The following is a 13,675-nucleotide window of genomic DNA, read 5'->3' as shown; positions in this document are numbered from 1 at the left end:
TAGATAGGTAAAAACTATGCCACGTCGTTTTAAATCTTCAGGTGTTGGTGCTAACAATGTAGAATTTTCTTATGAAATAAATGGTGCTACCGCTTTCAATCCTAATGATACTGTTGGTTATCGTAACGCTATTTCAGGTTTTTCTATAACTAATTCTGGAAGTACCAGCACGTTTTTTTCCACAGATATTCCAGCTAATTTAGATATTCAGTTTGATGAAAATAATAGATCATTAACCCTGAGAATGAGTAGTATTAGTTTTGGTAATAGAGGCACAATTATTGAGGCTATTTTCAAACATAATCTTCAATTTTTGAATGATGCTGATTTTCAAGCATTAAAAAATTCTGTCACCAGTAACAATTTAGAAGATATTATTAATCGTTTAGCAATATCATCTGGGCTATCAGATAATGGTTCTTATATAACTTATGACTTAACCATGGAGAATTTCTTAAATCAAAATTTTCCTAATTTAATCGACAATGTTGATGATAACGGTGATGGATTAGAGAATACAGCAGGAAGACATAATGATTGGAGCGGACAATTTATTACTGTTTTTCCCGGAGTTGAAATCCCTATAGCGAATAATGATAGTTTTACTGTCAATGAAGATAGCATTTTAAATATTAATTTGCCTGGTGTTTTAAGTAATGATACAGACGTTGATAATGCTAATCTCACTGCTATCATTGAAAATCAAGCTAGTAATGGTACTATCGCTCTCAATGCTGATGGTTCATTTACTTATACACCGAATCCGAATTTTAGTGGGCAAGATACTTTTACTTATAAGGCGAGAAAGACTGCTGACTTCGATCCACGTCCCAATGACGAAAGAATAGGAAATGTAGATTCTGATCTAGCAACGGTAACAATTACAGTTAATGCCTTGAAAATCCCCATAGCGAATAACGATAGTTTTACTGTCAATCAAGATAATATTTTAAATATTACTTTACCCGCAGGTGTCTTAAGTAATGATACGGGCATTGATATTACTAATCTTACTGCCGTCATCGCAACTCAGCCTAGTAATGGTAATGTGACTCTCAATGGCAATGGCTCATTTACTTATACACCAAATTCCAATTTTAGTGGACAAGATACTTTTACCTACATAGCCAGAAAAACTGCCGATGCTAATGTGGTTTCTAATCCTGCAACGGTAACAATTACAGTTAATGCCATTGAAATCCCCATAGCAAATAATGATATTTTTACAGTATTTCAAGATAGCATTTTTAGTATTGCTTTGCCTGGTGTTTTAAGTAATGATACAGACGTTGACAATGCTAGTCTCACTGCTGTCATTGAAACTCAAAGTAGTAATGGTACTGTCTCTCTCAATGCTGATGGTTCATTTACTTATGCACCGAATCCGAATTTCAGTGGGCAAGATACTTTTACCTACAAGGCGAGAAAGATTGTTAACAATAACAATGTAGATTCTAAGACTGCAACGGTAACAATTAAAGTAAATTCTGTTACTCCACCACCCATTGAAATCCCTGTAGCGAATAATGATAATTTTAGTGTCAATGAAAATAGTGTTTTAAATATTACTTTACCAGCAGGTGTCTTAAGTAATGATACAGGAGTTGATATTGCTAATCTCACCGCCGTTATAGCAACTCAGCCTAGTAATGGTAATGTGACTCTCAATGGCAATGGCTCATTTACTTATACACCAAATTCTAATTTTAGTGGGCAAGATACTTTTACCTATAAAGCAAGAAAAACTGCCGATGCTAATGTGGTTTCTAATCCTGCAACGGTAACAATTAAAGTAAATTCTGTTACTCCACCACCCATTGAAATCCCCGTAGCGAATAATGATAATTTTAATGTCAATGAAAATAGCGTTTTAAATATTACTTTACCAGCAGGTGTCTTAAGTAATGATACAGGAGTTGATATTGCTAATCTTACTGCCGTCATCGCAACTCAGCCTAGTAATGGTAATGTGACTCTCAATGGCAATGGCTCATTTACTTATACACCAAATTCTAATTTTAGTGGACAAGATACTTTTACCTACATAGCCAGAAAAACTGCCGATGCTAATGTGGTTTCTAATCCTGCAACGGTAACAATTAGAGTAAATGCTGTTGATACTCCACCTATTAATAATTTAAACGATCCCATCTATCGTTTCCAAAATGGCGATCGCCCTGGTACATACTTATTTGCTGGAGAACAAGAAAGTCAAAGTATTCGTCAAAATTTTCCTCAATTTCGAGAAGAAGGATTCGCCTTTAATGTTAGTAGTGAGCCTAATGATGAATTAATTGTTTTTAATCGTTTTCAAAATACTGCTATACCCGGTACATATTTATATGCAGGACAACAAGAAAGTCAAAATATTCGTCAAAATTTCCCTAATTTTAGAGAAGAAGGTGTTGCTTTTTATGCTTATGATGGCAATGCGAATAAGGGAGTTGACTTTTATCGTTTTCAAAATACACAACAACCTGGTACTTATTTGTTTGTTGGAGAAGAAGAACGTCGCAACATTATAGCCAATTTTCCTCAATTTGTGGAAGAGGGTGTTGCTTTTGAAGTAGGGGTTTAAATATAACTAAATTAAAATAGAATTATCTTTGAGAATAGGGTAATAAGTGATAAGTATTAAGTTTAATAATTGACCTAAAACCTAAAATTAAATACCGAAAGATTATCTATTACTCATGTTAATAACAAAAAAAAAATTATTACTAATATCAGTTATTTTATCTTTATTTAAACCTAATTATATTAAAGCTCAAATCATACCTGATCAAACCTTAGGTCAAGAAAGTTCTATTATAAATCAACTAGAGCAAACTTTACAACATATAGAAGGTGGAGCAATTAGAGGGAATAATTTATTCCATAGTTTTTTAGATTTTAATATCGGTGAAGGAAATGCTACTTATTTTGTAAATCCTTCAGGAATAATCAATATTCTTACTCGTATAACAGGTAATAATAGTTCACAAATTTTAGGAGAATTAGGGGTTTTAGGTTCTGCTAATTTATTTTTTATTAATCCTAATGGTATCTTTTTTGGTCCTAATGCACAATTAAATATTAATGGTTCTTTTATTGCTAGTACTGCTAGTAGTATTTTATTGAGTGACGGTTCAGAATTTAGCGCTACAAATCCTCAAACACCTCCTCTCTTAACAATTAGTGTACCTGTAGGTTTACAATTCAATGGTCTTCCCCAAAGTATCATTAATGAAGCTAGTTTAACCATTGCACCTTCTCAAACTATCGCCCTTGTAGGAGGAGAGATTTTAATAAAAGGTAGTGAAATAACCAGCGAAAGTGGAAGAATCTCATTAGGTGCAGTACAAGAAAATAGCATCGTTAATCTAGCTACGGATAATTTAGGTTGGGTATTAGATTATTCTCAAATCCAAAATGGTGGGGACATTAATATATCGGAAGCCTCATTTTTAAATGTGACTGGTGATACAGGCGGCAATATTGAAATCTACGGACAGAATATTAATGTTACCGAAGAAAGCTATCTTCAAAGTGATACATTAACTTTCGGCAGTGGTTCGCATATATCAATTATGGCATTGGATTCAGTAAATGTCGAGGATTCAGGAATATCTACTGGTATATCTAGTAATAATGAGGCTGAGGTTGATCAAGCAGGAGACATTAATATTACCACAAATCGGTTGAATGTTAATCGATCGCAAATTGGCTCACTAACCGAAGGCACTGAATTAGGTGGTGATGTTAACATAAAAGCTTATGATTCCATTAATTTAAGCGGATTTAGTGAATATGATGATGGTATAGCACCGGGTGGATTATTTTCTCAATCTTTTTCCGATGGAGATAGTGGAAATATATTCATTGAAACTGGCGAGTTAAGGATTCAAAATGGCTCAGTAATTGATACAGCTACTTTTGGGCAAGGAAAATCTGGTAATATTAATATTCAAGCCTCGAAATTAATCACATTAGAAGGTTCAGATATACAAACAGGTATTTTAGCTCAAACAGCAGATGATCCTTCTGCTTTTGGGGATGCAGGAAATATTACCATTGCAACTCAACAACTCAATATTTTAGATGGAGCACAAATATTAGTTGTTTCTCGTAATGGTAGTCAAGGAGGGGAATTAACCGTAAATGCAGATAATTCGATTTTAGTTAGTGCTACTAATTCAATCGCTACCCCAACCAGTGGACAAAGTTCAATTTCAGTCTCTGCTGAACCTGCTAAGATAGATGAAACTGGAAACGTGACGATTCTTCCGGGAGGAAATGGTGGTAATTTACTAATCAATACCAATAAATTAACCGTTGAAAAAGGAGCAAAAATTTCCTCTGATACCTATGGGCTTGGCAATGGAGGTACGTTAACATTAAATGTTAATCAATTAAATTTATTGAATGGTGGTGTAATCAATTCCGGTTCATTAGTTGAAGAAAATTCTCCCACTTTAGAAAGAGGAAATGGAGGTACTTTAACTATTAATGCCAATGAATATATTAATATTTCTGGTAGTGGTACGATAGGTTCTAATTTGATTCCTGTTAATAGTGCCTTAATTACTGAGACTCAAGGTATTAGGGGCAATGCTGGGGAATTATTTATTAATACCCCTCAACTATTTATGTCTAATCAAGGAATTATTACGGCTAGTACTTCAGGAGAAAATGCCAATGCTAATCGTATTTTAATTGATAATGCCCAGTTGGTAATTCTTGATAATAGTCGTATTTTAAGTCTGGTTGATGAAGGAGCAATCGGTAATAGTGGTGAAATTATAATTAACACTAATAATCTTAGATTAGAGAACTCATCAGTAATTTTAACATCAACATCAGGACAGGGAAATGCGGGTGCAATTACCATTAATGCCCAAGATTCAGTTAATATTAAAGGAATCCGTGACGGTTTATTAAGTGCGATTGCATCGGAAATTACCGAAACAGGGAGAGGAGATAGTGGCAAAATCACCATAGAAACAGGTACTTTAACTCTCAATGATGGTAGTTTAATCTCAGCAAATACTTTTGGCATCGGCAATGCAGGATTAATTGACATTAAAGCGACTGATAGTATTACATTATCAGGAGATAACAGTTCTGGCTTTGTTAATGCCATTACTACTGAGGTAGCAAAAAACGCCGAAGGCAATAGCGAAGGTATCAAAATTAACACTTCATCCCTAACCCTCCAAGATGGTGCAGTTATTTCCGCTAGTACTTTTAGTTTAGGGAATACAGGATTGATTGATATTACTGCCACTGATTCTCTCACTATGTCAGGGGAAAATAGTCTCGGTTTTACTAATGCAATTGTTAGTGCTGTCAGAGAAAATGCTCAAGGTGACAGTGAAGGTATTAAAATTAACACATCTTCTCTCATTATCGATGATGGTTCATTAATTTCGGCTAATACTTTCGGAATAGGTAATGCCGGATTAATTGAAATTACAGCTACCGACTCAATTACTATTTTAGGGGAAGATAGCCGAAGTTCTATTAGTGGTATTGCTAGTGAAGTAGGGGAAGGTGGCAAAGGAAATAGCGGAGGAATCAAGATTAATACGGGAGTTTTAACTATCAATGATGGTGGTTTAATTTCTGCCAGTTTATCAGGAGAAGGGAAAGCAGGTGCGATCGCCATTACGGCTACCGACTCTATTACGATTCAAGGAGAAGATAGTCAAGGTTTTGGCAGTGATATTGCCAGTGAAGTAGAAGAAACGGCTATTGGTGATAGCGGAGGAATTACCGTTGATACCTCATCCCTTAATATCAGTGACGGAGGGGCTATTTCTACCGTTACTTCAGGGAAAGGTAATGCAGGTAAAATTGAAATCAAAGCCGATTCTGTCTTACTATCAGGCAAGGATAATAATAATTTGGTGAGTCGTGTTGTTAGTGAAGTAGATGAAACAGGCATAGGAAATAGCAATGAGATTAATATTACAACCACAACCCTAGAATTAAATCAAGGTGCGGCGATTTCTGCCTCTACTTTTGGGCAGGGAAACGCAGGTAATATTAATATTAATGCTACTGATTCTGTTTCCCTTAATGGTACTTCTTTTAATGAAGATGTCAATCGAGAAGTAGGCGGAATTTTTGCTGTCACTTTTACCGATAAAAATGCAGGAAACATTAACCTAGATACAGGAAAACTCACTATATCTGAAGGCTCAGGTATTGAAACTTTTACTGAAGGGCAAGGAAACGCAGGTGATATTAATATCAACACCCGTGACAGTATCATCCTCGATAACGATACCAAATTAATTGTTGAAACCAGAAATCAAGGTAAAGCAGGAAATATTACCATTCACTCACCAACCCTTACCATTGGCAATAATGCGGAATTAAGTGCTAAAAGTACTGACTCTGCTACGGGAGAAAATGCGATCGCCGGTGATATAACTCTAAATGTTAATCAACTTAACATTGCTGGAGAATTAGGCATTTTTGCCGAAACCAATAGCGAAGCCAATGCAGGTAATTTAACTATTCAACCTTATCAAATTATCGGGCAAGATGCCTTTCCTCTTAATACCAATTTAAACATTCAATTTATTGATAACGGCTTTATTTCTGCTCGTACTACTAATAGCGGTGACGGTGGTAGTATTACTATTAATACCCCTGAAAATATCTATATTCGAGGACTTGGGTCGATTACAGCAGAAACATCAGGTAACGGAAAAGCAGGAAACATCAACCTCACCAGCAAAAATATTACCATTACCGATGGAGTTTCTATCAACACCTCGACGGAATCAGCAGGAAATGCAGGTTTAATCATCTTTAATGCCACAGAATCAATATTTTTGACAAATCAAGCTCAAATCATCTCTGAAGTAAAACAAGGGGCAATAGGTGACTCTCAAGGTATCTTAATTAACACTCCTCAATTGACAATTGCTGACAACTCTCAGATTTCCGCCGCTACTCAAGGAGAAGGAAAAGCTGGTAATATTGATATTTTAGCAGAATCCAACGTTACCATCACTGATAATAGCTTGTTAAATGTACAAACTGATAGTATTGGCGAGGCAGGTAACATTAACATTACCACGGATATTTTAACTATTGGGGAAAATTCTGAATTAAGTGCCAAAACAACAATTAACGCTACGGGAAATGCTGGTAATATCAATATTTTTGCTAATTTTCTTGATATAAAAGGAGAGTTAGGAATTTTTGCTGAAACTGACGGGGTAGCTGACGCAGGTAACTTAAATATTAACCCCCATGATAATTCTGATTTAACCGTCACCTTTGGTGATAAAGGGCAAATTTCCGCCTCTACTACTAACTCAGGAAACGGAGGCAATATTAACATTAACGCACCTAAGATAATTAATCTACAAGGAGATGGAATAATCAAAGTTGAAACTCTAGGTAGTGGCAAAGCAGGAAATATCTTGATTAATAGTGAAAATATCAATCTCAGTAATGGATTAGAAATAAATGCCTCAACCCAATCCACAGGAGATGCAGGTAATATTAATCTCTCAGGAAATCAAATTAATATCAGTCAGACAAATATTAACGCCTTCACCGATGGCAAAGGTAACGCCGGAAGCATCCTCATCGACAATGCTGATAATTTGAATGTGACGAATAACACACAAATTTCCACCGAGATAAGAAGTAAAGGAGAAGCCAATCAACCAGCCAATATTACCATTAGCAGTAACCGTTTTAACCTTAATAATTCAGAAATAACTGCTTCCACTTCAGGCATTGGTGAAGGAGGTAATATTTTTATCAATGCTAAAACACCTTTAACATTAGATAATCAGGCAAAAATTACCAGTGCTTTAAATGAAGGAGGTATCGGTAAAGGAGGTAATATCATTATCAATGCCCCTAGTTTAAATTTAGATAATGACAGCCAAATCAATGCGAGTAATGCAGGAAATGGGGAAGGAGGGTTTGTACAACTCATCATTGATGACACAGTTAAACTCAATAATAACAGTCAGATTGCCACCGCCGTAGAAAAAACAGGAGTAGGATTAGGAGGCAGAATAAAAGTTAATACTCAAACATTAAACCTAGATAACCAATCTCAATTAAGGGCGAGTACCCTAGGACAAGGAAATGCTGATAGTATTTTAGTTAATGCCGATAATGTCACCTTAACTAACGGTAGTCGCATCAACACTGAAACAGATGGTCAATTTCAAGCAGGAAATATCACTCTCAACCTCAAAGAAAACCTTTTTATTTCTGGAAACAATAGCGGTTTATTTGCCAATACCCAAGTTAATTCTACAGGGAATGGAGGTAGTATTAACATTAACGCACCCTTACTTAATATTATCAATGAAGGAGAAATTGCCGTTAATAGTTTAGGTAGTGGAGAAGGAGGAGACATAACAGTTAATACGAATAACCTTAACCTCGATAACGGCGATATAACAACTCAAACCCTCAGTAGTGATGGCGGTAACTTAACCCTCAACATTCAAAACCTATTAACTTTATTTAACAGTAGTAATATAACAGCAACGGCAGGTACAGCCCAAGCAGGAGGAGATGGAGGAAATATTCTTCTCAATGCACCTTTCATCATTTCTTCTCCTGCCAATCCTTTTAATGCCATAACTGCCAATGCTTTTGAAGGAGATGGAGGAAATATCGACATTACCACTAATTTAATATTAGGGGGAGAATTTTTTACCATTAGTGCCTCCTCACAATTAGGATTAGATGGAGAAGTTATCATCCGTAACCCCAACGTAGATCCTACCTCTGGTTTAATTAGTTTAGATTCAAACTTTGTAGATGTAGAGAATTTAATTAATCAGAATGCTTGTAAATTCATTGGCAATAAATTAGCAGGTTCATTTTACATTATCAAAAAAGGAGGATTACCAGCACAACCGAATGATTTTAATTATCAAAATATCATCCTTACTCCTTGGCTAAATTTGGATTTCGACACGAAAGAAAAACCGACAAATCTTAGTCTATCTCGTGAAAAATTGACTTTACCACCTTCCCTTTCTTTTTCTTGCGTTACTCAGTAGGTTTAATATTGCCCTTACCCAATTCTGGATATAAATTTAACAATTTAAAAATAAAATCAAGATTTTAATTAAATAAAAATTATGTATAAAATAACTTTTTTTCTCACCCTAATTAGTTTTGTTAGTTATACAAAAATAACCACTGCACAAACTATTCCAAGACTAAATCCTCCACCCCTCAATCCACCTTCTGATATTCAGCCTTTACCTCCCCTTGAAAATGTTTTACCTACGCCTCCCACAGAAACAAATCCTTCTTCACCTTTAGAAAATATTGAGGGAGAAATCATTGTTAAAAAGTTTAAAGTAATCGGGAGTACTATTTTTAGTGAAGAAAAATTTAAGCAAATTCTAGCTAATTATACTAATACTCCCATCACTTTCAGTCAATTGGTGGAAGCACAAGAAAAAATTACTCAGTTGTATGTAGATAATGGTTATATTACTTCAGGAGCTTTCATTCCACAACAAACTATCATCCCAGACAATACCGTGGTGACGATTCAAGTTATTGAGGGAAAAGTAGAATCTATCGAAATCAGTGGTTTACACCATCTTCAAGAAAATTATGTACGTAATCGGTTAGCCATTGGGGCAAAATCTCCCCTAAATCAACAAAAATTACTCCAATCGTTACAATTATTACAGGTTAACCCCCTACTTTCTCAAGTTTCTGCCAAATTAATTGAAGGCACGACTGTTGGTAATAATATTCTAGAGGTTAATGCTATCGAAGCTAAGGCTTTTTTTGCCATGGTAAGTTATGATAATTATCGCAATCCCAGTGTTGGCACTAATCGCATTTTAGGGCAGATAACCCATAATAACCTAATTGGTTGGGGTGATCGATTTAATGTTACCTACTATCATACGGATGGAAGCGATAGTTTAGATGATCTTAGTTATACTTTACCCGTAAACGCTCACAATGGTACAGTAAGTTTTGCCTTTAGGAGTAGCGAATCGAAAGTTATCTATCCCGAAATTTTTGAGCCTTTTGACTTAGAATCTAACTATGAAAAATATGAGTTAACCTATCGTCAACCCATCTATCAAACCGCTAACCAAGAATTTGCTTTAGGCATTACCACCGACTGGCAAAATAGTAGTAACTATTTACTGGGTGAGCCTTTTCCCTTATCCCGTGGTGCGGATGCTGACGGTAAAACCAGGGTGTTTGCTATCCGTTTTTTTCAAGAGTATAACAAGCGTAGTCTAAGAGATGTATTTTTAGCCCGTTCTCAATTTAACTTTGGTATCTCTGCTTTTGGAGCAACTAACAATAATGATGATAGACCCGATAGTAATTTTTTCGTATGGCGGGGACAAAGTCAATACCTCAATTTGTTAACTCCTGATGTCATGTGGTTAGTTAGGGGAGATTTACAATTAGCTAATAAAACTTTACTTCCCGTCGAGCAATTTAGTATAGGGGGGATTTATACCGTCAGAGGTTACTCTCAAGACGCCTTACTTGCAGATAATGGTTTTTTTGCTTCGACAGAATTACGTGCTAACATTTTAAAAATTCCTAAATGGAAAACTACCTTACAACTATCACCCTTTTTTGATTTTGGTACAGTTTGGAATAACGATAATATTCCTTTACAAAAAAATAGTCTTGCGAGTGTTGGTTTAGGTTTAAAACTGTTAATCAGTGATCGTTTTTCTGCCAGAATTGATTATGGTATTCCCCTAGTTAATTTAAATGATGATAATAACACCTTACAGGGAGATGGAATTTATTTTTCTTTTGAATTAAAACCATTTTAGTAGTGAATAATGAGTAATAAATAATTATCCAGATAATTTATTAGAGTTTATTTTTATTAAAGTAAAACTATGAAAATTCAACCATTTTTTAAACTTGCCTTGCTAACATTTTTTTTCACAGTTAATTTTACGGTGAAATCTAATAAAGTTTTAGCATTTGAGATGATGACAGAAGCTGAAATTTTTTATCAAAAAGGAGACTATTCTTCTGCTATTGAAACCTTAAAAAATATTATTTCTCAAGGAAAAGAAAAAAAAGATATTATTTCTCAATCTCAAAGTTTAATTAATCTCGCTTTAATCTATCTTCATCAACAAGAATTTACTCTTGCCGATTCTACTATTAAAAAAGCTTTAAGTGTTGTTAATCAAATCGATGATCAAGATAAGAATAAATCCAAACTACTGAATTTTGCTTTTGAAATTCAAGCAGAAGTAGAAATGGAAATTGCTTCCCCTGAAATTGCTATTCAAACATGGAAAAAAAGTAGTAAAATAGCAGAAAAAAGGGGTGATATTAGTCAATTTATTTATGCTGAAATTAAACAAACTAGAGCATTACAAGAATTAGGATTTTATCGTCAAGCCTTAGATAAATTAACCAGTATTCAAAGTAAATTAGAAAACGCACCTCAAAATATAATAACAGCTCAAGCATGGTTAACTCTAGGGGAAAAATTAAGTACAATTGGTGAGTTTAATCAAGGAGAAATTGCTTTAAATAAAGCCTTAGAAATAGCAGAAAATTATAAGCAAGATTCTTTAATAGCTAATATATTTATAGCTCAAGGAAATTTAGCTTTTTTGATAAAGAAAGAAAATCTTGATTACCGTGTCAATAGTATTAATCAAAGTGAGAATTATTTAGAAAATATCGATTTATTTAAAAATATTGAAGCTGGGACTTATAAAAGTATTATTCAAAACAATAAAAAGCAAATTAATAAAGATTTGAATAATATTAATAACTATTATCAAAAAGCAATTAATATTCAAGATGTTCCCGAAATAAAAGTTATTGCTAAGTTGACTTATTTAGGGTTATTAATTAATTATAATGATCTTCATAATATAGATAATGTAATTGATGAGATTCTCGAAAATATAAATAGAATAAGTATTAAACCAAATAAAAATAGTATTAATTATCGAATAAGTTTAGCTAATAATTTATTAGAAATTGATGCTAAAAAGTATACTCAGTTTATTATACAACAATTAAAATTAGCTTATCAAGAAAGTAATAGTATTAATTATAATCGAGGAAAAAGTAATGCTCTAGGAAATTTAGGAAAGTTGTATTTTTCTTTGAATAATTTTAAAGAATCTCAAAATTTGACATCAAAAGCATTATATTTTAGTCAAGAAATAAAAGCCTCAGATTTAAGTTATCAATGGCATTGGTTATTAGGAAAAATTGCCAGAGAAAATAATCAACGAGATAAAGCTATTTCTTCCTATCAATCTGCTGTAAATATTTTAAAAAATTTGAGGGGTGATTTGGCAGGAATAAATAATGATCTGGAATTTGATTTTAGAACTAATATTGAGCCAATATATCGAGAATTTGTCGATCTTTTATTAAATGATACCGCCACTGATGAAGAAATAAAATTAGCAAGAAATACGATTGATTCTTTACAAGTAGCGGAGTTAGATAACTTTTTTCGTGATGCTTGTTTAGATATAAAACCTATTAATTTAGAGAAGATAATTGATCAAGAAACAGCTATTTTTTATCCCATTATTTTAGAGGATAGATTAGAAGTAATTGTCTCCATCGGAAATAAAACTTTACATCATCATAGTATTAAAATTGATCAGAAAAAAATCAATTCTGAAATCGATATTTTAACTAATAATTTATCGGCTGAAAATCTTCAAGATCTTAATTCTATTCAATTATCATTATATAATTTATATAATAATATTATTGAACCAGTTAAAGAAAAATTAGTTTCATTTCAAGTCAAAAATTTAGTCTTTGTCGCTGATGGAAACTTAAAAAATATTCCTATGTCAGCACTTTTTGATGGTAATAAATATCTTATAGAAAATTATAATATTGCCGTTGCTCCCAGTTTACAATTATTACCGCCAGAAAATTCTAAAAATTCTCAACAAAAAGTAATATTGTCAGGATTAAGTGACATGAATCAAGAAAATGAATTAGGAAAAACTTTTGATCCTTTACCCCAAGTTGCTGTAGAAATAAAAAAAATTAATAATATTATTCCTCAAAGTGAAACTCTTTTAAATCAAGAATTTACCCAAAATCAACTCAAAAAAATCATTAATAATTCTCTTTCACCCATTATACATATTGCTACTCACGGACAATTTAGTTCCGATAAAAATAGTACATTTTTGTTAACGTGGGATGAAAAAATTGGGATCGAAGAACTCACAAGTTTATTTCAAAACTATAATAAAAAACAACCTTTAGAATTATTAGTTTTAAGTGCCTGTCAAACAGCCGTAGGTGATAAAAGAGCAACTTTGGGTTTAGCTGGAATATCTTTGAAAGCAGGTGCGAGAACTACTGTTGCAAGTTTATGGCCCGTAGTAGATGAGTCAACACAATTACTCATAAGTGATTTTTACCAACAATTAAATAATCCCTTTATTTCTAAAGCAGAAGCATTAAGAAAAGCACAGATTGACATGATTAAACATTCCCAATACAGTCATCCTTCCTATTGGTCTGCTTTTATTTTAATCGGTAATTGGTTATAACAGGACTTAAACATTAAAAGAGAAAGAAAAAAGTTACAACCTAAGACGCACTTTAATAGTGTGCAATCACAATACAAAGTTATGTAACAAATGGAAGGAAGTTAACGTTAGACATATAATTATGATTATTG

General features: G+C 33.4%; 4 protein-coding genes. All 4 read left to right on the top strand.

The genetic code is table 11. The features are described from left to right. Positions 1–16: 16 nt before the first annotated feature. On the top strand, positions 17–2,578 hold the full coding sequence (locus GM3708_RS02365) for an Ig-like domain-containing protein (protein WP_066343818.1): 2,562 nt from the start codon (positions 17–19) through the stop codon (positions 2,576–2,578). Between the two features lie 115 nt (positions 2,579–2,693). Continuing rightward, positions 2,694–9,035 carry a filamentous hemagglutinin N-terminal domain-containing protein gene (locus GM3708_RS02360; protein WP_066343817.1) on the top strand — a complete coding sequence of 2,114 codons (6,342 nt, stop codon included), beginning with the start codon at positions 2,694–2,696 and terminating at the stop codon, positions 9,033–9,035. An 81-nt stretch (positions 9,036–9,116) separates the two neighbouring features. Next, positions 9,117–10,808, top strand: coding sequence for a ShlB/FhaC/HecB family hemolysin secretion/activation protein (locus tag GM3708_RS02355; RefSeq protein WP_066343816.1), 1,692 nt, complete (start codon positions 9,117–9,119; stop codon positions 10,806–10,808). 69 nt (positions 10,809–10,877) lie between these two features. Beyond that, on the top strand, positions 10,878–13,544 hold the full coding sequence (locus GM3708_RS02350) for a CHAT domain-containing protein (RefSeq protein ID WP_066343815.1): 2,667 nt from the start codon (positions 10,878–10,880) through the stop codon (positions 13,542–13,544). The last annotated feature ends 131 nt before the right edge of the window (positions 13,545–13,675 follow it).

It is taken from the genome of Geminocystis sp. NIES-3708 (assembly GCF_001548095.1).
Lineage (GTDB): Bacteria > Cyanobacteriota > Cyanobacteriia > Cyanobacteriales > Cyanobacteriaceae > Geminocystis.
Note: the sequence above shows the minus strand (reverse complement) of the source record. Positions and strands in the feature narration are given on the sequence as shown.

What these genes read in the sequence shown, in the direction of transcription:
- GM3708_RS02365 (WP_066343818.1), top strand. Translation starts at nt 17, where the DNA reads ATGCCACGTCGTTTTAAATCTTCAGGTGTTGGTGCTAACAATGTAGAA.
- GM3708_RS02350 (WP_066343815.1), top strand. Translation starts at nt 10,878, where the DNA reads ATGAAAATTCAACCATTTTTTAAACTTGCCTTGCTAACATTTTTTTTC.
- GM3708_RS02355 (WP_066343816.1), top strand. Translation starts at nt 9,117, where the DNA reads ATGTATAAAATAACTTTTTTTCTCACCCTAATTAGTTTTGTTAGTTAT.
- GM3708_RS02360 (WP_066343817.1), top strand. Translation starts at nt 2,694, where the DNA reads ATGTTAATAACAAAAAAAAAATTATTACTAATATCAGTTATTTTATCT.